The organism is Actinoplanes sp. CA-030573 (assembly GCF_050951115.1).
Classification (GTDB): Bacteria; Actinomycetota; Actinomycetes; order Mycobacteriales; family Micromonosporaceae; genus Actinoplanes.
Map to the genome: position 1 here is coordinate 3,767,360 of NZ_CP192038.1, position 21,717 is coordinate 3,789,076.

The 21,717-nt window shown below is 73.8% G+C and carries 15 protein-coding genes; 11 read left to right on the forward strand and 4 right to left on the reverse strand.

The window, feature by feature from the left end; translation table 11 throughout:
- Positions 1-23: 23 nt before the first annotated feature.
- On the reverse strand, positions 24-893 hold the full coding sequence (locus ACQP2F_RS17540) for a ZIP family metal transporter (protein ID WP_433305242.1): 870 nt from the start codon (positions 891-893) through the stop codon (positions 24-26).
- A gap of 199 nt (positions 894-1,092) precedes the next feature.
- Between ACQP2F_RS17540 and ACQP2F_RS17545 the strand changes: the two genes are divergently transcribed.
- The gene (locus ACQP2F_RS17545; RefSeq protein ID WP_433305244.1) at positions 1,093-7,317 is read left to right on the forward strand and encodes a polymorphic toxin-type HINT domain-containing protein; all 6,225 of its coding nucleotides are present in this window, start codon (positions 1,093-1,095) and stop codon (positions 7,315-7,317) included.
- A complete protein-coding gene (locus tag ACQP2F_RS17550) occupies positions 7,311-7,808 on the forward strand; it encodes an SUKH-4 family immunity protein (protein WP_433305246.1) in 498 nt (165 codons plus the stop codon). The genes ACQP2F_RS17545 and ACQP2F_RS17550 overlap by 7 nt, the downstream gene beginning before the upstream one ends.
- A gap of 43 nt (positions 7,809-7,851) precedes the next feature.
- Here ACQP2F_RS17550 and ACQP2F_RS17555 read toward each other — a convergent pair whose 3' ends face one another.
- The 3 genes from ACQP2F_RS17555 to ACQP2F_RS17565 are packed head-to-tail and all read right to left on the reverse strand — an operon-like array spanning position 7,852 to position 12,077.
- A complete protein-coding gene (locus ACQP2F_RS17555) occupies positions 7,852-9,225 on the reverse strand; it encodes a hypothetical protein (protein WP_433305248.1) in 1,374 nt (457 codons plus the stop codon).
- Complete coding sequence (locus tag ACQP2F_RS17560; protein WP_433305250.1) at positions 9,222-11,213, reverse strand: GTP-binding protein; 1,992 nt, start codon at positions 11,211-11,213, stop codon at positions 9,222-9,224. Before ACQP2F_RS17560 ends, ACQP2F_RS17555 begins: the two co-directional genes overlap by 4 nt.
- 33 nt (positions 11,214-11,246) lie before the next feature.
- Positions 11,247-12,077, reverse strand: coding sequence for an IniB N-terminal domain-containing protein (locus ACQP2F_RS17565; RefSeq protein ID WP_433305252.1), 831 nt, complete (start codon positions 12,075-12,077; stop codon positions 11,247-11,249).
- Positions 12,078-12,292: 215 nt separating this feature from the next.
- Here ACQP2F_RS17565 and ACQP2F_RS17570 point away from each other — a divergent pair, with 215 nt between their 5' ends.
- From ACQP2F_RS17570 to ACQP2F_RS17610, 9 genes are all read left to right on the forward strand, one after another.
- Complete coding sequence (locus ACQP2F_RS17570; protein WP_433305254.1) at positions 12,293-13,225, forward strand: hypothetical protein; 933 nt, start codon at positions 12,293-12,295, stop codon at positions 13,223-13,225.
- The gene (locus ACQP2F_RS17575; protein WP_433305256.1) at positions 13,222-15,606 is read left to right on the forward strand and encodes a LuxR C-terminal-related transcriptional regulator; all 2,385 of its coding nucleotides are present in this window, start codon (positions 13,222-13,224) and stop codon (positions 15,604-15,606) included. Before ACQP2F_RS17570 ends, ACQP2F_RS17575 begins: the two co-directional genes overlap by 4 nt.
- Positions 15,603-17,291 carry a sensor histidine kinase gene (locus ACQP2F_RS17580; protein WP_433305258.1) on the forward strand — a complete coding sequence of 563 codons (1,689 nt, stop codon included), beginning with the start codon at positions 15,603-15,605 and terminating at the stop codon, positions 17,289-17,291. The genes ACQP2F_RS17575 and ACQP2F_RS17580 overlap by 4 nt, the downstream gene beginning before the upstream one ends.
- A complete protein-coding gene (locus ACQP2F_RS17585) occupies positions 17,288-17,716 on the forward strand; it encodes a roadblock/LC7 domain-containing protein (RefSeq protein ID WP_433305260.1) in 429 nt (142 codons plus the stop codon). Before ACQP2F_RS17580 ends, ACQP2F_RS17585 begins: the two co-directional genes overlap by 4 nt.
- The gene (locus tag ACQP2F_RS17590) at positions 17,713-18,081 is read left to right on the forward strand and encodes a DUF742 domain-containing protein (RefSeq protein WP_433305262.1); all 369 of its coding nucleotides are present in this window, start codon (positions 17,713-17,715) and stop codon (positions 18,079-18,081) included. Before ACQP2F_RS17585 ends, ACQP2F_RS17590 begins: the two co-directional genes overlap by 4 nt.
- Positions 18,082-18,095: 14 nt before the next feature.
- On the forward strand, positions 18,096-18,881 hold the full coding sequence (locus ACQP2F_RS17595; protein WP_433305264.1) for a cellulose binding domain-containing protein: 786 nt from the start codon (positions 18,096-18,098) through the stop codon (positions 18,879-18,881).
- Positions 18,882-18,924: 43 nt separating this feature from the next.
- Positions 18,925-19,614, forward strand: coding sequence for a Crp/Fnr family transcriptional regulator (locus ACQP2F_RS17600; protein ID WP_433305266.1), 690 nt, complete (start codon positions 18,925-18,927; stop codon positions 19,612-19,614).
- Between the two features lie 144 nt (positions 19,615-19,758).
- On the forward strand, positions 19,759-20,736 hold the full coding sequence (locus tag ACQP2F_RS17605; RefSeq protein ID WP_433305268.1) for an SDR family NAD(P)-dependent oxidoreductase: 978 nt from the start codon (positions 19,759-19,761) through the stop codon (positions 20,734-20,736).
- 16 nt (positions 20,737-20,752) lie between these two features.
- On the forward strand, positions 20,753-21,712 hold the full coding sequence (locus ACQP2F_RS17610; protein ID WP_433305270.1) for an alpha/beta fold hydrolase: 960 nt from the start codon (positions 20,753-20,755) through the stop codon (positions 21,710-21,712).
- The last annotated feature ends 5 nt before the right edge of the window (positions 21,713-21,717 follow it).

Sequence of the window (21,717 nt, forward strand, 5' to 3'; positions counted from 1 at the left end):
TGAAAGCCCTGGCCGGACCCCGATCAGGCGCCCCCCGCGGTGACGATCGCGTCGGTGAGGAAGCCGGCCAGCAAGCCGATCAGCAGACCCCACGTGGTGATCTCCTTGAGACCCGTCTTGCGGCCGACGGCGAGCAATTCGATCACGACGTAGAGGATGGAGCCGGCCGCGAGCGCCAGGAAGGCGATGGAGACCGCCGCGTCGGTGAAGCGCTGCCCGACCAGCGTGCCGAGGAAGGTGGGACCGCCGCCGATCAGGCCGAGGGCCGCCAGAAATCCCCAGGAGGGGCGGGCGCCCGCGGCGGCCAGCGGGGCGACGATGCCGAAGCCTTCGGTGGCGTTGTGCAGGCCGAACCCGACGATGAGCAGCACCGCCAGAGCGATCTCACCGGAGGCGGCCGAGTTGCCGATGGCCAGTCCTTCGGCGAAGTTGTGCAGCCCGATCCCGGCCGCGATCATGATGGCCAGCCGGCCCGCCGGACTGCGCCGCGCCACCGCCTCGGGCGCTGGGTCGAGCGGTCGCGGGGCCGTGGCCGGACCGCCGGCCCGGACGGCGACCGGCTCCGGTGCGGCGACCGGGCGGGCGGCGTTACCGCGCCGAGCCACCCAGCGGTCGAAATAGACGAGACCGAGGAGGCCCGCGCCGAGCCCGGCCGCCATCACGAGGCCGTCGGCTACCGCGGCACCGTAGTCCTGCTCACCGAGCGCGCCGTCGATCGGCTCCCAGGCGTGCGCGAGAACGTCCCACAGCAGGAACATCAAGACTCCGACGGCGCACGCGTTGAGTAGTGCCCGCAGGCGCGGTGCCGGGCTCCGCAGCCGACCGACCGGCAGGCCCAGGAAGATGGTGAAACCGGCGATGGCGCCCAGCAGCGCGATCTCGGTGGCGGACACGGGTACTCCCAACAGGTGCGTCGGTGAGGGAAGGCTACCCCTACAACTTGTCGGTGATAGCCGCGGCCCGGGCCGCATCCAAATAGGCACACATTCCCGACGGTGGGATGAAACGGTTCAGAAGCCCGAGTGGTGCGTGACTTCACCCGTTCAGCCGAAGGGCGGCTTAACCGTTTGTTCCATTGATAGATTTTTATCAATGCTGAAGCGTGTGGGCTGCTCGACGACGCACATTCACGGGGGAGTGCTCATGCGCGCGTGGCGCCATCGGCTGCTGTCCGCAGCCCTGACCTCAGTCCTGATATCCAGTTATCTCGCGGTGTCGCCGCCCGGGGTGGCGACCGCGGCGCCGCCGCCGGTGGCGCCGGCCGGCGCCGATCCGGTGGATCGCGGCCTGCCCAAGGAGGCCACACCGCACCACGGCCTGCCGGCCGGCGAGGCGGCGCCGCCGGTGCCGCCCGCCGTGCAGTCCGCGGGCAAGCCGGCGAAGACCGACGGCCGCGCCCGGCGGCGGACGGCTACCGCCGAAGCCGCGCAAGCCGACGCGAAGGCCGTGGTCGCCGAGACGCCGGGCACGCCGATCGCGCGGCCCGGGTTCACGCTCGGCGACACCTCACTCGTCGTGTACTTCGATGCGCAGGTCGCCGACGGTGACCCGACATCGTGGGCGCGCTGGTGGGCCACCGTGCGCGACGTCGAGTCCGGCACCGAGCAGCGCTCCACCGACCAGGGCCGGGCCGATCTGAGCCGGTGCTCGTACCCGGCGACCTTCTGCCGGAGCTTCGGCGCGGCCGAGGGCTGGGTGCTCGACCCGGCGCGCAAGTACACGGTGACGATCACCGTGGCGACGGCCGAGGGCGAGCTGTCCAGCGCCGAGTCCGAGCCGGCGCAGCCCCGGCGGGTGGAGACGCCACCGTCGGTTCCGGCCAGTCAGGCCGTGGGCTGCGGCTGCGCGACCGTGCTGGGCGCCACCGTACGGGCGCAGGCCTTCCGCGGCCAGATGGTCAACACGGGTACCGGCACGTTCCAGCGGGTGGAGCAGGACTTCGGCATGCCCTCGTACGGCATCCCGTTCCGGCTGGCCCGCTACTACTCGTCGGGCAACACGGCGCCGGGCATGTTCGGGCCGGGCTGGTCGTCCACCTACGACATCCGGATCGTGTCGGCCGACGGGGGAGCGGCCCGGGTGCGCGCGGAGGACGGCTCCGAGGCGGTCTACACCGGCGGCGCCGACGGCAGCTACGAGGCGCCGGCCGGCGTGCGCGCCAGGCTCACCAAGGTCGACGGCGGATGGCAGCTGGTGCCGCCGGACAAGCGGGTGCTGCGGTTCGACGCCGACGGCAAGCTGACCTCGATCAAGAACGCCCGCGGGCACGGGGTGACGCTCGCGTACACGCCGCAGGGGGTCATCGACAAGATCACCGATGCGAGCGGCCGGGTCGTCGACTTCGACGCGCGGGCCGACCTGCGGCTGGTCACCAAGGTGACGATGCCCGACAACCGGGTGGTGCAGTTCGACTACGACGGCACGCGGCTGCTCAAGGTGCAGGACGCGCGCCGCTACACCACCACGTACGGCTACGACGCCGCCGGGCGGCTGGCCACCGTGGTCGACGCCCGCGGCAACCGGCAGGTGTTCAACGAGTACGACGCCGCCGGGCGGGTGGGCCGGCAGACCGACGCCGAGAACGCGGTGACCACGTTCGTGTGGAACGCCGGCAAGCAGGAGGCGACCACCACCGACCCGGACGGCGTGGTCGTGGTCGACGGCTACCGCGACAACGTGCTGCTGTGGTCGCGCAACGGCAACAACGACGTGGTCAACACCCGGTACGACGGCAAGCTGCAGAAGAGCCTGGTGGTCGACCCCAAGGGCAACCAGGAGGAGACCACTTTCGACCCGGCCGGCAACCCACGGTCGCGTACCGCGCCGGAGCCGTTCTCCTTCACCCAGACCAGCCAGTTCGACGGCCGCGGCAACCTCACCGAGTTCACCGACGGCCGCAGCAACAAGTGGATCTACACGTACAACGAGTTCAACGAGCTCACCAGCCAGCGCGATCCCGAGCAGGCCAAGGGCTACCGGTACGAGTACGACAGCCGGGGCAACGTGGTCAAGAAGACCGACCCGCGCGACAAGGCCACCACGTACGAGTACGACACCGACGGCAACCGCACCGCCGAGATCTCGCCGACCGGGCGCCGGACGGTCATGGCGTACGACCGGACCGGCCGGATGACCTCGGTGGTCGACCCGCGCGGCACGGTGTCCGGGGCCAACCCCGACGCCTACCGCACGCGGTACACCTACGACGAGGAGAACACGGTCGTCGAGATGCGCGAGCCGGGCAAGCAGGCGCCGTTCCGGAAGACCCTCGACGAGCTCGGCCAGGTCGTCGTGGAGACCGACCCGCTGTCCGGGTCGACGCACACCACCTACGACAAGGCCGGGCGCCCGGTGCTGGTCAAGGACCCGGTCGGCAACACCACCGCGTCCGCCTACACCCCGGCCGGCCGGCGCAAGTCGATGACGGTGAACCCAGGCGAGCTCAACCTGACCACGAGCTGGACGTACGACTCCACGGGCCGGGTGTCCACCGAGGTCGTGCCGCTGGGAAACGCCAACCCGGCGCAGGCCGAGCTGTACACCAGCCGGTTCCACTACGACTTCAACGGCAACCTGGTGCAGGCCGACCGGCCGTACGGCTCGGCGGGCAAGCGCGCCAAGGTCGACACCGGGTTCGACGCCCTCGACCGCCCGGACGAGCAGGTGGACCAGCTCGATCGCAAGACCAGCGTGCGGTACGACAACGCCGGCAACGTCGTCGGGATGAAGAACGAGAACGGTGAGGAACTGACCAGCTCGTTCGACCGCGCGAACCGGCGTACCGGCAGCGCCTCCGCCGGCGGCGGGGCGAACGCGGGCATCGAGTACGACGAGGCCGGCAACCCGACGAAGCAGACCACGCCCACCGGCGGCGTGGTGACCTGGAAGTACGACGACGACGGCCGGCCGATCGAGATAACCGAACCACGCGGCAACGTCCCGGGCGCCAACCCCGGCGACTACACCACCAAGTACGGCTACGACCCGGCCGGCAACCTCGAGACGGTCACCGACCCGCTGGGCAACGTCAGCAAGAGCACGTACGACGCGAACGACCGGCTGATCGCCGCCACCGACGCGAACAACCGCACCACGCGGCTGGGCTACAACGACAACGACTGGCTCACCTCGGTCATCGGCCCCGACGCGACCGGCAACCAGGCGCTGACCTACCAGTACGACGCCAACGGCCGCGTGGTCCGCCGCACCGACCCGCTCAACCACTCCGCCTACACCGAGTACGACAAGGCCGGCCGTACGGTGGCGACCACCGACCCGCTCGGCCGGCGCCGCGAGTACGTGTACGACGCGAACTCGCAGCTGATCCAGGAGATCACCGCGCGGATGGTCGAGCCGAACCGGCCCGATCCGAACATCCCGGCCAAGACGATCTACTACGGCTACGACAACCTGGGCCGCCTGATCAGCAAGCAGCTGGGCAACAACGGGCCGGTCTCCACGTACGGCTACGACGCCAAGAACAAGCTCACCGCCGCCGCCGACCCCAGCGGCACGCAGGTGCGCGAGTACGACACCACCGAGCGGCTCACCAAGGTGATCCGCGGGGATCAGGAGTTCGGGTACACCTACGACTCGGAAGACCGGATCGTCGGCCGCAGCTACCCGGACGGCACGAAGATCACCGCCGAGTACGACGACGGTGACCGGATCACGTCGCTGACCAGCGCCAAGGCCGGCGCGTCGGCCCGCTACGAGTTCGGTTACGACGTCGCCGACAACCTGGTCAATACCACCTACCCGGCCGCGACGGGCGTGGTCGAGGAGCGCGGCTACGACCGCGCCGGGCGGATGACCCGGATCGCGGCCGGCAAGGGCGACACCGTCCTGTCCGCGTTCGACCTGCAACTGGACAAGGTCGGCAACCCGACCCGGATCACCGAGACCCGGGGCACGCCGGGACAGCCGACCACCACCGAGGCCACCGCGTACACCTACGACGCGGCGAACCGGCTCACCGCCGAGTGCTTCGGCGCCCAGTCCTGCGCCGGCGCCTCGGCCGAGCGCACCGACTACACGTACGACCTCGTCGGCAACCGCACCACCAAGAAGTCCGCGGCGCCGGGGGAGAACACCACCACGGCCTACACGTACGACGCGGCCGACCAGCTCACCACCGAGCGGATCACCGGAAGCCGGACCAACGAGCGGACCTTCGAGTACGACCTCGAAGGCAACCAGATCCGGGCCGGGAACAACGGCTTCACGTACGCCCTCGACCACACGATGACCTCGGCCACGGTCGACGGGAAGACCACCGGCTACACGTACGACGCGGTCGGCAACCGGATCAAGGCGGTCACCGGCAGCGGCGCCGGGCAGGTGGTGCAGAACTGGCTCTGGGACGTCAACAGCGAGCGGACGCTACTGGCCGCCGAGGACCAGACCGGCGCGGGCGGCTCCGTCGGGCGCAGCTACCTCTACAACCCCGGCGGCCAGGCCCTGGCTCTGCTCGCCGGCAACGGTGGCGCCCACTCCTACCTGCACGACTGGCTGGGCGGTGTGTCCGGCGTGGTGTCCGGGAACGGCACCCCGCAATGGTCGTACGACTACGACGCGTTCGGCGTGGCGCGCGGTACCGGCCTGACCGACGGCGGCAAGAAGCTCGATGCCGACGCACCGGCCAACCCGCTGCAGTATGCCGGCACCTACCGCGACGTCAGCCAGGGCGACCGGTACGCGATGGGCGCCCGCAACTACGACCCGGGCACCGGCCGCTTCGACGCGACCGACCCGGCCGCCCAGCCGGCCACGGACCAGGCGGTGTCGAGCTACTCGTACACCAACGCCCGCCCGACCGTGCTGACCGACCCGACCGGGCTCGACCCGGACAGCGCCACCGTGCCGTTCATGGGCAGCGCCAACGCGGCCGAGTACCGCATGAACAACCCGGAGGCCGCGGCGACCACGGTCGTGGCCAACAACCCCGACGGCACCACCACCGTCGAGGTCGACAATCCCGAGTGGATGAGCGCCAAGAAGCTCGTCGACGAGGCCGACGGGTTCGTCAAGCAGATCGGTGACGAGATCGTCAACCTGATCCTCGACCTGGTCGGCTTCAACGACGCGAAGGCGTGCGTCACCGAGGGCGACATCGTCGCCTGCATCTCCACCGCCCTGCAGGCCGTCCCGTGGGGCAAGCTGTTCAAGGCGGCGAAGGTCGCGGTGAAGGCGATCGGCGTCGGCCGCCGGCTGGTCGAGGCGTACAGCCGGGTGAAGGCGGCCCGGGCCGCGCTGTTGAGCATTCCGAAACGCATCACCAAAGTCGTCGGGGAAGTCACCAACAAGGTGAAGACGGCCGCGGCCAAACAGGTGGAGAACACCGTCGCCGCGGCCAAGGACCTGGGCGCCAAGGCGAAGGCGACCACGCAGAAGGCCGCCAGCAAGGTCAAACAGAAACGGACGTCGACGACCGGGGAGAGCTGCGACGTCGCGGCCGGAGCCAGCCGGCGGCTGGCATCGGTGAACTCCTTCGTGGCCGGCACCCGGGTGCTGATGGCCGACGGCAGCACCAAGGCGATCGAGAAGATCAAGCCGGGTGACACGGTCAAGGCCACGGACGCCGGGACCGGCGTCAGCGAGCCGCAGCAGGTCACCGCGTCGATCACCGGATCCGGCGACAAGAGCCTGGTCGAGCTGACTCTGGTCGGGTCCGGCGGCGGCGGGCCACCGTCGTCGAAGGTCACCGCCACCGCGGGACACAAGTTCTACAGCCCGGTCTCGGGCTGGACCCGGGCCGGCGACCTCAAAGCGGGCGACCGCCTGCGCGACACCCGCGGGCACACCGTCGTCGTCGTCAAGACGGTCGGCTACGCGCGGACCACGAAGGTCTACAACCTCAGCGTCGACGACACCCACACGTACTATGTCGTCGCCGGCACCACCTCGGTGCTCGTCCACAACTGCCAGGTCGGCTACGGCAGCACCGATCTCAGCACCGAGGTCGTCAAGGAGCGTCTGCGGACCGGCAACCAGCTGAACAACGGCGCGGCCGCCCGCTATCTCGACGCCAACGGCAACGAGCAGATCGCGGTGGCGTTCTCGGGCGGCGGCAAGGGCCGGCGTTTCCACGCGGAACAGAAACTGATCTCCAAGCTCGGCAAGGGCAACATCCTCGAGATCTACTCCGAACTGCAACCGTGCTCGGGCAAGGGAGCGAGTTGCTCGGCCTTGCTGGGTGGTATCAAACAGTCGTGGTCGTGGAACTGGACCACGTCGGCCGCGGGTGGTGCGGCACGGCAGGCGCAAGGATCCGCGATCAAGCAGATGTTCGCGGATGCGGAGGCGGGAATATGGTGACCCCGGAGGAATCGGAGCCTCGGTTCCGGTACGACGAAAGCGTCCTCGCGCTGATCCGGAACCCGGAGGCCCGCGAGTACCTGTCGCGCCGGGGTCTTCCCGACGGCAACCCGCTGTTCTACCCGGTGGCCGCGTACGCGTACGCCGGCGAGGGCCGTGAGTTCGTCGTCGTCGGCAACGACGGTACCGAGGAAGAGGGTCTGTACTGCGTGGACGTCGACACGGGCGAGGTCGCCATCACCAGCGTCGAGGTGGAGGCCGGCATCGGGCACGTCAACGTGTCGCCGCGGGCCTTCGACAGGTGCATCACGGAGTTCGTCCGCGGCCTGCCCTACGGCAGCAAGGACAGTGAGCGCGACGAGCTCGAGTCGATGAGCGAAGCTGTCGGTCGCGTCCTGTTGGGCATCGACGGCTCCATCTTCGACGAGGATCCGGGATTCTGGCACACACTGCTCAACGATGTGGCGATCGGCGATTACGTAGCGGCATGAGGAGGGGCGGTCAGGCCGGGTCGCGGCCTGGCCGCCCGAACCTTCAGCCGAGGGCGTCGAGGATCGCGGTGCAGCTGCGCAGGACCACCTCGGCGGCGCGGCGACCGCCGGCGGTGCCGGCCGCGGTGGTCTGCTCGTGCCAGCGGAGGGCGGCCGACTCGGCGGCGGGCCACAGCCCCTCCGGCGGGGTGTGCGGGTCGAGCCCGAGGCGTTCGCAGTGCGCGCCGCCGTCGCCGCCGATCAGCCGCCGCGCCTCGACCGCCAGGTCGCCGGGGAGCGCCACCCGGCCGGTGCGCAGCGCCGCGAGCAGGCGCAGCTCGCGGACCTCGTGCGCCCCGGCCAGCAGCAGCTCCACCTCGGCGGCCAGGTGGCCGGCGGCCGGATGCCGCTCGGCGCGCAGCAGCTGTCCGAGGGCGACCAGGGCCACCCGGGCTTTCAGCACGCCGCGCCGGGCGGTGAGCAGGTCGCTGATCGAGGCCTGCAGCTCGGTCAGTCCGCTCTGCCGCACCAGCTGCTCGCCGAGCGCCGCCCGCGAGCGGGCGGTGGTCCGGGCCAGCGTGACGGCCAGCCGGACGCCGCCGAGACCGAGCCGGTCGAGCAGGGCGGCCCGCCGCCCGGGCGGGATCGACGGTGCGAAGGCGGCGCCGGTGAAGCGGTCGGTCGACAGCAGATGCGCCTCGGCCTCCGGGCGGTCCAGGCCGGCGACCGCGGCGACCGTTGCGTATTCCTCCTCCCGCAGCGTCCGCCCGGCGTGCGCGATCCGCGCGGAGATCGCCAGCACGTCCTGGCCGAGGGCGCCGATCCGCGGCTCGGTTCGCCGGCGGCGGGCGATGCGCTTGGCGGTGAGCAGCGCATCCGTCCGGCCGCCGGCGGTCTCGTCGGCCCGGGAGAGCAGAACCAGGGTGTGTACGGGATGAGCACCGGCCGCCCGCAGCGGCGCCAGTTCGCCGTCGTCCAGGTGCCGCACGAGATGCAGGACCGCGTCGGCCTCGCTCGGCACGGCCTCGGCGGTCTCCAGCAGCCGGGTGTGCCGCAGCGCCCGGCACGGCCACTCGACGACCACCGACCGGATCCCGGCCGCCGGCACGGCGACGGCGTGACCCCGGCGCGCGTCGCGCTCCAGCGGAACCGGGAACGACGGGGCGCCCTCCGGGAACACGCGGGCTCCCGGCCGCGTCCCGTCGTGGAACCAGACCGGTCCACCGTTCGCCCCCACCGGCGCGACGTTCTCCCCGATCAGGGCGTTGACCAGGGTGGACTTGCCGGACTGCGCACCGCCCGTGACGGCCACCCGGAGCGGCTCGCCGAGGCGTACGCGATGGTGGCGCAGCCAGTTCTCGGCGCGGGCGTGCCCGCGGAATGCCAGGGCGGCCCGGTCGAGCAGCTCGCCCACCCGGCGCTCGAGGTCGTCGCTCATGCCGGGGCTTGGAGCAGGGCGAGCGACTGCCTCTGCAGGCCGGCGAGGCGGAGCAACTCCTGTTCGACGCGGCGGGCGCGGGTCTCGCGGGCGGCGGCGTCCTCGTCGGCGGCGGCCTTGGCGGTGCGCAGCGACTCGACGATCGCGTCCTGGAGGTCCTCGGTGACGGCCGTGTAGTGGTCGCGCAGGGCACGCTGCACCCGGCGTACGGAATCCTTCGCGTCCTTGGCCATCCCGATGAAGATCTCGTCGACGTGCCGCTGGACGGCGGCGCGCGCGGTGGCCTGGCGCCGCTTGAGCAGCGACCGGCCCTCCTCGCGGATGCTCTTGCCACCGAACAGCGCGCCGCCGCTCAGCGAGATCGGGTTGATCAGCGACATCCCGGTGAGGCTGGTGACCAGCCCGACCATCAGCACCCCGCCGTACGAGCCGCGCAGGCCGGTGAACACCTTCTGGGTCAGCGTGAACCGATCGACCGGCGGGCTGTCCATCCCGGTCACCCGCTGCGGCAGGTCGCCGGGCACGGACGGCACCCAGGACGGCAGCACGTCGCCGAGCTCGGGCGGGAACTCGGCCGCCACCACGCGGGCCAGCCAGGCGGCCCGCTCGCTGAGCCAGTCGAGGCTGGTCCGGCCGGTCTCCAGCAGGGCCTCCCGCAGCCAGGGCTCGAAGTCGTCCCAGACCCGCAGCGGGTCGGCCTCGGCGAACGTCTCGTCGGCGCGGGCAATCACGGCCCGGGTGCGCTCGCGCAGGTCGTGCTCGATGTCGGACATCAGGTCGCCGACCTCGTCGGCCAGCCGGCTCTGCCAGCGGGTCGTGCATCGGCGCAGCTGGTCCATCCGGCGCTGGGCCTCGTGCAGCCGGGCCGTGGCGTCCGAGCTGCCGCGCTCCGCCCGCTGCCGGGCGAGGCTGGCGCGCAGCGGGACGGCCAGCTCCTCGGTGACCGTCCGGCCGAGCACTCCGACCGCGGCCCGGGACAGCCGGTCCGGCTTGGCCGCGAGCAACGCCTGCAGGTGGGCGATGAGCCGGGGGAAGCCGGACTCGTCGTTCAGCGTGCCGTCGCCGGTCCGCGTGGCGTGCATCCGCAGCGCGGCCGACGTCGGCAGGACCGTGGCCCGGACGCCCGCCTGCACCAGCCGCATCCGGTTGGCCTCGATGTCGGCGCGCCAGTCCGGGGCATAGTCGATCTTCGTGAACGCCACGGCCAGGCCGGGCAGGAGCGCGGCCAGTTCGGCCAGTACGGCGATCTCGTCGCCGGTCAGGTCGCGGCCCGCCTCGCAGGCGTACAGCAGCACGTCGGCCTGCCCGGCGGTGACCAGGTCGCGTACCTGAGTGAGCGCGGCCGTCGCGCCGGCCGTCGCGCCGGCCGTTCCGCCGGCCCTTCCGGCGGCCTTTTCGCCGGCCGCCAGCCCGGTCAGCGGCGGCGTGTCGATCAGCTGGAGCCCGGCGGCGAGCAGCGACCGGGGCAGTCCCACGTCGGCGTGCATCCGCTCGATCGAGCCGGCCGGATGGCCGGCCAGCGACTCGGCCAGCGCGTCGGCCAGCCGGTCGGGAGCGAGGACCAGGCGGTCGTCCGGGCCGGCGTCGGCCGGCCATCCGGCGTCGGCCGCCGCGCGCCGGATCAGCCGGGCGGTCGGCTGCGCGGCGTGCCGGACGACGGTCGGCACGATGGTGCCCCGGTCGTCCCCGGCTCCGCAGACCGGTGCATTGACCAGCGCGTTGATAAGCTCGCTCTTGCCCTGCCGGGCCGCACCGACCACGAGCACTCGCAGGCTCGGGTCGAGCAGCTGGGTGCGGCGTTGCCACAGCCGGCCGGCGAGGTCGGGGCGGCCGTGCTCGGTGCAGGTCCGGATCGTAGCGTCGAGGACATCCAGCCACAGCGGCGCCGGACCGGCGGCGGTGGCGAGGGCGTCGAGTTCCGTCCGGCCCAGCCGGGCGGGGGAGGCCGGACCCGCATAGGCCGTGGGTCCGGTCTCCCAGCTTTCCATCGTGCCGCTCGTCCCCTTGTCCGGATGGTTTGGTCAGAAGTGCAGACCGGTGACGCCGCCGAGCAGGTCGTGGCCGGCCTCCGGAGCCGGCTCGGGCGCCGGGTGGGTCACGCCGTCGATCAGCCCGGTCACGCTCGAGACGTGATGGTCGATCACCCCGGTCGCGCTGTCCGCGGTGCCGTCGGGCAGCAGGCCGCCGACCGCGTGGTCCACACCGGAGAGGTCGCCGGCAAGGGATGAGGTTGCCTCGTGCAACCCGGAGACGTCAAGGCCGCCGGCATCGACCCCGAACGATCCGGTCAGGCCGGTCGCCGTGTTGACCGTGGTGTCCAGAGTTCCGGTGAGCGTCGTGTGCGAGACGACGTCGTCCGTGCCGTACGTGACGTCGGCGGTGGTGTGCTCCAGCGGTGTGTGCACGGCCGAGTCGAGCCCCGCCGCAGGATCGTGGGAAAGGTCGAGCCCGCCGGTCACGCCCACCCCGGTGCTCAGCACCCCGGAGACGAGGTGGTCGGCGGTCACCGCCCCCGCGGCCGCGATGTTCAGGTCGCCGGTCGCGTGCGAGTACACCCCACCGCCGACCTGGGCGGTGATCGCCTGGAGCTGGGTGACCGCGCCGACCACGTCCAGGTGCGCCACCCCGGTGGTCACGTCGTCCACCGTGGACAGGCCGGCCGGTGCGTGCACCGCGGCCATCGGCGCGTTGTCCAGCACCAGCGGCAGGACGTCGCGCACGTCGGCGGCGGTGACGTCGCCCAGGCCGGCCGCTTCGAGCGTGCCGTGCGGGTCGAGCTCGAACGCCGAGCGGACACCGGGGTCGTAGATCAGGTTGAGGACGAAGTCCTGCAGCGTCGGGGAAAACTCCATCGGGTACGCACTCCTCACGGGGTCGTGGTGTGCCACCAAGCTAGGGAGGCCGGCCGCCCTGGACATCGGGGCGCGTCCCCCTCTTCATGACGGTGGGTGGTCGCGCCGGGGTTAGGGGGTTAGGGGATCGGCCGCGGCGAATATTGGGGGAAGACCCCCGATGCCCGATCTGGTACGAACGTGGGGTCCCGAATCCGGAGAATGAGGAGCTCCCCTTGCCGTACCTGCTGGGCCTCGACGTCGGATCCGCCACCACCTGGGCGGCGGTCTGCCGGCGCGCACCGGGGCCGGACGGATGGGGCCCGCCCGAGCCGGTGGCCACCGACTCACCGCCGGCCGTGCCCGGGCTCCTCCGGCGGTGCGGCGACGACGTGCCGGTCTACTGCGACAACCTGCTCATCACGCCGCAGGCGCTGGTGGTCGAGCAGGCTCGCGCCGCCGCCGACCAGATCTGGGTGAGCGAGGAGGAGGGGCCGGAGCTTGTCGCCGTGGCCCATCCCAGCGGGTGGGGTGCGGCCCGGGTGGGCATGCTGCGAGCCGCCTTCGCCGACGCCGGGATGAGCGACGTGGTCCTGGTCGGCCGGGCCGCCGCGGTGGTGCGGCGGGTGTCCGCCGGCCGTCCGCCGGTCGCCGGCCGGCCGGTGCTGGTCTGCCGGGTCGGTCGCACGTCGGTCGAGGTCGCCGTGGTGGTTCCGGACGAGCCCGGTCGCCTCGAGGTGCTCGGCGTGGCCTCGTCGGACGACGTCGGCGGCGACGACCTGGCCGAGAGCGGGGCGCCGGCGATGGCCGCGGTGCTCGACGTCGTCCGCCGCGCCGCCCGGGACTGCCGGGTCGGGCTGGGCGAGCTGGCCGCGGTGCTTCCGGCCGGGGGCGGGGCCGCACATCCCCTGGTCGTCCCGGCGCTGGCCGACGCGATCCCGGCGCCGGTGTTCCGGGACGACGACCCGTGGCTCACCGTCGCCCGGGGAACGGCGTTGTCGCTGCGCCCGTCCGCGCCGCCGGTCCCCGCCGCGGCCGAGGCCCTCGTCCTGCCCACCGAGCTGCTGCCGATCACCGACAGCCGGCTGGGCCTGTCCGAGCTCGGCCCCGGTGAGATGCCGCCGCGCCCGCCGGTGCACATCGCCGCGCCGCTGGTGGGTGACCGATGAGCGCGACCGCCCTGCTCGACGAGGTGCGGGCCGACCGGGCCGCGCCGCTGCGCGCCGCGGTCTGCGCCCCGGGCGGCTACGGCAAGAGCGCCCTGCTGGCCGAGCTCGAGCGGCTGGACGACCGGCTCACCCTGGTCGACGACGCCCACCGGCTCGACGATGCCCGGCTCTCGGAGCTGCGGGCGCAGGCCGAGCGGCCGGACGCAAGGATCGTGGTGGCCTACCGTCCGTGGCCGCGCCCGGCCGGCCTGGTGGCGCTCACCGACGTGCTGCGGCGCCGGCGCCCCCCGATCATGCTGCCCACGCTCACCGCCGCCGAGATCGAGGACCGGGTCGGCCCGCCGCTCGCGGGGTACGTGACCGCGCTCAGCGCCGGCGTCCCGAGCTACGTGGTGCGGCTGGCCGACGCGCTGGCCGGCCTGCCCGGCGACCCGCCCGCCCGGGTGCCGGCCGCCGCACTCGCCCCCTTCGCGCCCGAGCTGGGCGAGCTCGACGCCGATCTGCGGACCCTGCTGCTCGCCCTGGAGGCCGGCGCCGGGTTGTCCTTCGACCTGATCGCCAAGCTGCTCGGCCGTGACCCCCGGCAGGTGGCCGAGCTGGTCGCGGCCGGACAGGCCACCGGGATGCTGGGCATGGACGGCACGATGGCCCCGCTGGCCCGGCATGCGCTGGCCGCGCTCGGCCCGATCGCCGAGCGGATCGACGTACGGCAGCGGCTGGCCGGCCTCCAGCTGGCGCGCGGCGGCCGGGTGCTGCCGCTGGTCCGCCACCTTCTGCCCGCCGGCGGCGACCCGCGGCCCGGCCCCGAGCTGGGCCCGGCCTTCGAGGCGGCCGGCGAGGAGGCGCTCGGCGACGACCCGGCGCTGGCCGCCCGGCTCTTCGCCGCCGCCGCCGACGCCGGCCGGCCCGCGGCGGCCCGGCACGCCCTGGCCACCGCGCTCGCCGGCGACCTCGACCGCGCCGCCCGGCTGGCCGACCGGGCCGTCGCCGGCGGTTCGCCGGCCCAGCGCGCCGAGTCCGCCTATGTCTCGGCGGTCGCGATGGCCCATCGCGGCCGCCTCGACAGCGCCGCCGAGCTGCTGCGGTGGGCCGCTCCCGGGCCGGCCGCCGGCTTCCGGGAAGTCGCGCTGACCGGCACCGGACGCGGCGACGAGGCCGGTCCCGACGCCGCCGCCGACGGTCCGCCCACCCTGCTCGGCGCGACCGCGGCGCTGACCGCCCGCGGCGTCCGGGAATCGGTCACCGGGTCGCCGACCGCCGCGCTGTCCACCCTGGTCCAGGCGGCCACCCTGCTCGAGCCCGCAGGTGCGGCGGTGCTGCTGCCGGACAGCCCGGCCGCGCTGGCCGCGATCGTCGCCCTGCACGGCGCCGACCTGGACACCGCCGAGGCCACGCTCGACCGGGCGATCCGCGCCTCGACCGGCGGCCCGCCGCTGGCCGCCCGCCACCTGCTGCTGCGGGCCTGGTCCCGGATGCTGCGCGGCCACCTCGGCGAGGCCGGCCGGCTGCTGGCCGAGGCGAACGGCGCCGGCGGGACCGCCGCGCCCGGCCGCGACCGGCTGTTCGCCACCGCGCTGCGGGTGGCGCTGGCCCGCCGGGACAGCGACCCGGTGGGCCTGCGCGCGGTCTGGCCGGACGCGTGTCAGGTCCTGATCAGCCAGCCGGTGGATCTGTTCACGCTGCTGCCGCTGGGCGAGCTGACCGTGGCGGCGGCCCGGCTCGGCGAGCACCACCGGGTCGCCGCCCACCTGGCCGAGGCCGACCGGCTGCTGGCCCGGCTCGGCGACCCGCCGCTGTGGAGCCTGCCGCTGCACTGGAGCCGGCTGCACGCGGCGATCCTGGCCGGGGGGACGGCCGAGGCCGGGCGGCACGCCGACACCCTCACCCGGCTGGCCGCCGGCCACACGTACGCGGAGGCGCCGGCCGCGGCGGCCCGGGCCTGGATGGCGGTGCTGACCGACCGGATCGACCCCGAGCAGATCGAGTCCGCCGCTCGTGGCCTGGCCGCGACCGGCCTGGCCTGGGACGGCGCTCGCCTCGCCGGGCAGGCCGCGATCCGCACCGGCGACCGCAAGGCGATGACCTGGCTGCTCGACTGCGCCCGGGCGCTGCAGGGCGGGCGCGCCGCCGGGGAGCGCGCCGAGGACGGCGCCGCCGAGCCGGCCGCGCCGCTGCTCAGCGAGCGGGAACTCCAGGTGGCCGCGCTGGTGGTCGCCGGGCTCACCTACCGGCAGGTGGCCGAGCGGCTCTTCCTCTCGGCCAAGACGGTCGAGCACCATGTCGCCCGGATCCGGCAGCGCCTCGGTTGCGCCGACCGGCGGGAGCTGCTGACCCGGCTGCGCGAGCTGCTGGCCGATCAAACCGACGGAGCCCCGGCATGAAGCGCCTCGATCCCCTGCTCGCCGGCCTGGTCCTGCTCGTCGTCCTGTGGCCGGCCGCCGCGACGCCGGCTGTGCTCGACGCGGCCGGCCGGGTGCGCGACCGGGCCACGGCCGATCGGCTCGGCCGGGCGGTGGACGCGGCCGTCGTGGCGGCCCAGGACGAACGCCGGCTGTCGCTGGCCGTCCTGGCCGGTGGCGACGCCACCGGGCTCGGCGCGGCCCGCAGCCGCACCGACGCGGCGCGGAACGACCTTCGTTCCCTCAGCGGCCGGTGGACCTACAACGCCTCCGCGGCCGATCTGGTGTCCGGCCTGGACGGCCTCGGCGCCGTCCGCTCCCAGGTCGACGACCGGGCGATCGGGCGGACCGCGGTGCTGTCCGCGTACGGGTCGGTCATCGCCGCCGGCGTGGGGCTGCCGTGGCTGCCCGCCGGCCCGCAGAGCCGGGCGCGCGAGGCGCTGTCCGAGGAGGACGCGCTGCTGCGGGCCGCGCTGAGCACGACGGCCGGGGTCACCGGCGCCGAACGGGTCCGGGTCGGCGAACTGGCCGGCGAGCGTCGCGCGGGGCAGCCGGCCGCTGCCGACCAGCGGCTCGCCGCGGTCGAGGCGCGGGTCATCCTGGACGAGGGGAAGCCGGTCAGCCCGGCCGAGTGGGCGGCGGCGGCCGATCCGGTCAACGCCGGGCTGCGCGCGGCCGAGAACCGGGCCGCCCGCGACGCGGTGACCGCGGCCACCCCGGGCGCGGTCCGGGCGACGGTCTACGCCGGGCTGGTCGCCGGGGTCGGGCTGGTCGCCCTGATCGGCGTCCTCCTCCTGGCCCGCCGGTTCCGGCCCGCGCTGCCGTCGCGCCCGGCGGAGACGCCCGCCCCCGGCGATGCCGCGGCCGGCCGGCACGCGTTGCTGCTCGACCTGCACCGGCGCAACCAGCGCTTGCTGCACCGACTACTGCGCCTGCTCGACGGCCTCGAGCGCCGCCAGTCCGACGAGGAGATGCTCGGCGAGCTGTACCGGGCCGATCATCTGGCCACCCGGGCGCGGCGCAACGTGGAGAAGGCCGTCACGCTGGCCGGCGGGCCGCCCGCGCGGCAATGGCGCCGGCCGGTGCCGATGGGCGAGGTGGTGCGCGGCGCGGCCGCCGAGGTCGAGGACTACGTACGGGTCTCCACCGCCCAGATCGAGCCGGCCGCGCTGGCCGGCGAGGCGGTCCTCGAGATCACCCACCTGCTGGCCGAGCTGATCGACAACGCGATCGCGTACTCGCCGGCCGAGACCCGGGTGCGGGCGGGCGGGCACTGGGTGGACGGCGGCTACACGGTGACCGTCGCCGACGCCGGGCCCGGCATGAGCGACCTCGACCTGGACCACGCCCGCCAGGTGATGGCCACCCCGCGGCCGCCCGGGAGCGGGGTCTGGCTGGGCTTCTACGCCGTGGGCCGCTTCGCCGCCCGGTGGCAGGCCGGCGTCGAGCTCCGGCGCGGGCCGGCCGGCGGGCTCGTCGCCGAGGTCCGGCTGCCGGCGGGCCTGGTGTCGCCGCCGATTCCGGACCGGCCCCGGCCGGAGGGCCCGCCGATCAACCGGGTGGACCGGATGCGTGCGCGGGCCGGCCGGGTGAGCGATCCGGCGGGTACATCCGTAGATCCTTCCAACGTGGGCAGTCCGTGGCGCGGGAAATCGGAGGCGCAGTGAACGACGGGATCATCGGTGCGACGGGCGCCGGCCCGCTTCTCGACCAGTTGCACGACCACCTGCCCGGAACCGAGGGCGTCGTGCTGTTGTCCGGGGACGGGATCGAGCTGGCCCGGTCGGCCGCGACGCGGGCGGACCGGGCGGACCAGCTGTCCGCGGTCGCGGCGGGCCTGGACGCGATCGCCCGGGCGGCCGACCGCCTCAACGGCGGCGGCCGGGTCGACCAGACCGTCGTCGAGATGGACTACCGCATGCTGGTGATCGTCCCGGTCACCGGGGAGATGCTGCTCGCGGTGGTGTTCGACGCGGTCAACGACCTGTCCGGCACCCGCCAGCAGATCGCCACCTTCGCCGACCGGCTGGGCGTACGGCTCGCGTCGGTCGACATGTCGCCGATCGAGCCCGAGTTGCTGCCGATCTCATGAGCATCGACGACATCTGGTACGACGACGAGGCCGGCCCGATCGTCCGGCTCTACGCGATCACCGGCGGCCGGACCGAGGCCCCGGCCGGCGACTTCACGCTCAGCACGATCGTGCAGCGGGTGCCCGGCGCCGTGCCGGACGGCGAGCTGTCGCTGGCCGAGTCGACGATCGTGCAGCTCACCGAGCGGCCGGTGTCGGTCTCCGAGATCGCGGCCCGGCTCGGCCTCCCGCTCGGCCCGGTCCGGGTGATCCTGGCCGACCTGCGCGACGCCCGCCTGGTCACCGTGCCCCGTTCCCGGGACGTCGCCGAGCGTCCCTCCCTGAGCCTGCTCCAGCAGGTGCTCAGCGGCCTGAACTCGCTCTGACGGAGGTCCGGACGATGAACGACCCGCACCCCGGTCCCCGGCGGTCACCGACGGTGGTGCTGCTCGACGCGATGCTCGGGCTGGTCACCGCGGTACAGACGGGCAACCTGCCGGGCCGCCGCCGGCCGGACCGCCATCCGGGCGCGTCGCGCCGGGCCGGCCTGGTCTGGCTGATCGCCGGCGTGCTCGTCGTCGCCGGCGGCACCACGGTCCTCATCGGCGCGCTGATGGGCGCGCCGGGCGGCCTCACCGCGCTGCCCGAGCCCGGCGCGGCCGCGCCCCCGCCGCCGGTCACCAGCCTCGCCACGCCCGTCGCCACGGCCACCAGCAAGGTCGCGGCCGGGCCGTCGTCGCCGGCGTCCGCCACCCCGGCCGTGTCCGCCGCGACCGTGTCCGGCGCGGCCGACAGCCCGTCCGCCGGTCGCCCGTCCAGCCGCCCCTCGACCAGCACGGGCGGCAGCCTGAGCGCCGCCTACGCGGCGACCAACGGGAGCGGCCTGCTGGGCTATCGGGCGACCGTGACGCTCGACGCCCGGGGCCCCGGCCCGTCCGCCGACTGGCGGCTGACCATCACGCTGCCCCGCTCGACCCTCCAGATCGCCGCCGTCTCCGGCGCCACCGTCGAGCAGGCCGGCGCGGTGTGGACCTTCACCCCGGACGGCTCCACCCGGCGGATCGCCGCCGGCGCCTCGGCCACGATCGCCTTCGAGGTCCGCGGCGCGACGCTGGTGGACGCCCAGCCGACGGACTGCCGCATCGACGGGAGGACGTGCTCGGGCCTGTCCGGCCAGGACGGGTAGCCTCCGCTGCGCGCCGGGCACGAAAGCGGCTACCGTCATGGGCGTGTCCGGCCGGGATCTGGACAACGCGCTGGGGCGGAGCTTCCTGGCGCGGTTGCCCGTGGACCTGGTCGACCGGCTGCGCCGGGACGGCGAGCGGATCGACTACCCCGCCGGCACCACCATCTACCGGGCCGGGGCGCAACCCCGAGCGGCGGCGCTGGTCATCCGGGGCATGCTCCGCGTGTACCTGAGCTCGCCCGGCGGCCGCCAGGTCACCGTGCGCTATGCCCGCGAAGGCGACGTGCTCGGCATCGCGGTGCTGGTCGGCGGCCCGGCCCACACCAGCGTGCAGGCGTTGGAGCAGTCGAGCGTGTACCGGATCAGCATCCCGACGCTGAGCGACGCCGCCCGGCACGACCCGCGGGTCGGGTGGGCCCTGGCCGAGGAGTTGAACCGCAGGCTCTACGCGGTGCTGGAGCAGACCGCCGTCAACGCGTTCGGTTCGGTGCGCCAGCGTGTCGCCGTCCACCTGCTCGACCTGGCGTCGGACCGGGAAGGACCAAGTGGCGACCTGGTCGCCTATGTGTCGCAGCAGGAGTTGGCCGACGCGACCGGCTCGGTCCGCGAGGTGATCGCCCGGTCGTTGCGTGACTTGCGCAACGCCGGGATCGTGGCGACCGGGTCCGACCGCATCGTGATCCTCGACGCGGCGCGGCTGTACGCCGAGTCCGGCGGCCGGACCGGCCTGTGACTTTTGTCGACGAGCGGGCGACTCAGGTTACTGACGCCGCCGCGGTTGGACGGCAACCTGTGACGGGTCATCTCGCGCCGGAGAGCCCGGAACGGAGAATCGCGTGAACATCGATGTCTGGCAGACCCCGGGGCGGCGGTCCCGGTGACCACGGTCGACGTGCTGCTGCTCGGCGCCGCCGGCAGCATCGGCCACCAGGTCGCGTGGGAGTTGGCCCGCCAAGGGGCATCTCTGCACCTCGCCGGGCGGCGCCCGGCGCCGGTGGCCACGGTGGCCGGCGAGATCGCCGGCTTCGGCGGCACGGTGGACAGCCTGGCGCTCGACGTGACCGATCCAGCGGCGGTGCGTGCCGCCGTGGAACAGGTCCGCGTCGTGGTCAACACGGTAGGACCGTTCGTCCGGTACGCCCCGGCGGTGCTGGACGCCTGCCTGGCCACCGGGGTGGGCTACGTGGACATCGCCAACGAGTCGTCGGCCGTGCGTGGGGTTCTCGACCGGGACGCCGAGGCGAAGGACCGCGGGATCATCGCGGTCACCGGGGCGGGCTTCGGACCGGCCGGCTCCGAGTCGCTCCTCCTGGAACTCGTCGCGGAACTGGCGGAGACCCCGGCACTGGTCCAAGTCGCGACGGTGCCGGCGAACACCCGGGTGAGCCCGGGGGTGCGCGACACGGTCGCGGCGTTGCTGCCGGAGGGCGCGACGACGTACGTGGACGGTGTTCTGCGCCGTGGCCCGTTCGGTACCGGCGCAACGGTCCTGACCTTCGGCGGCGCGCGCCGTTCGATGCTGCCCGGCCCGGTCGGCGACTTGGAGGCGGCCCGGGTGGTCAGCGGCGCCCCCAACGTCAGCGCCTACTTCGCCGATCCTTCACAACGGGTCGACGGCGACGGATTCTCGTACTCCTACGCCGAGGTGATCGCCGTGTCGGGCCGCCGGCTGGCCGCGCAGGCGCAGGTGCGCGACGGGGTCGCGGCGGGCGCCGCGGTCGCGGCCGAGGTGGCCCGGCGGGTGCTGGCCGGGGCATCGACCGGGGCATGGACCCCGGGCCGGCTGTTCGGCGCCGGCTTGTTCCGGGAGGCCACCGGCGCGACGGTGACCCGGCTCGCCGCGGAAGTGGTCTGAGGTGGGCACGGCCCCGATGACCACCGACGAGCGGGAGGAGGTCACCCTCGGTGGCGTCCGGCAGGCGATCCGGATCCGGGGCACGAACCGGTCGAACCCCGTGCTGCTGCTCATGCAACAGGGTCCGGGGCTGCCGATCATCAACGAGGTCCGCATCTTCGAGCGGCTGCTGCACCTGGAGGACGACTTCACCGTCGTGTACTGGGACCAGCGGGGCACCGGGCGGTCGGCCCGGCGACGCCGCGACCAGTTCGAGATCAGCCCGGCCCGGATGGTCGACGACACCGTCGAGCTGCTGGAACTGCTGCACACCCGGTTCGGCGGCAAGACCGTCGTGGCCGGGTTCTCGTTCGGCGCGACGTTCGGCGCGCAGGCCGCCGTACGCCGCCCCGACCTGGTGGCGGCGTTGGTGGCGACCGGCATGGACATCGACGTGCCGGCCGCCGAGGCGTACACGTACGACTTCGTGCTGCGTACCGCGCGCGAGCGGGGCAACCGGCGTGCGGTACGGCAGTTGGAGAAGATCGGTCCACCGCCGCACACCGGCGTCAAGCAGTTCACGAAGCGGGCGCGCTGGGCGATGAACTTCGGCGGCGTCACGGTCGGCAAGTCCGCCACCGACATCCTCGGGTCGGTGCTGGTCAGCCTGGTCCGCTCGCGCGACTACCCGCCACTGGCGGTCATCCGGTCGGTGCGCGGCATCATCGCGTCACAGGCCGCGTTACTGCCCGGGCTCGCCGGCACGGACCTCGTCGCCACCCTGCCCGCGCTGGATGTGCCGGTCGTCTTCGTGCAGGGCCGGCTCGACCGGGTGGCCCCCGGCGAGGCCACCGAGCGGTTGTACGAGTCCTTGACCGCGCCGAGCAAGCGCCTGGTGTGGCTGGAGAACTCGGCGCACACGCCACACTTCGACGAACCGGAGTTGTTCCGCCGGGCGCTCCTGGACGTGAAGGCAGCCCTGACCCCTCCGCGGTGATGCCC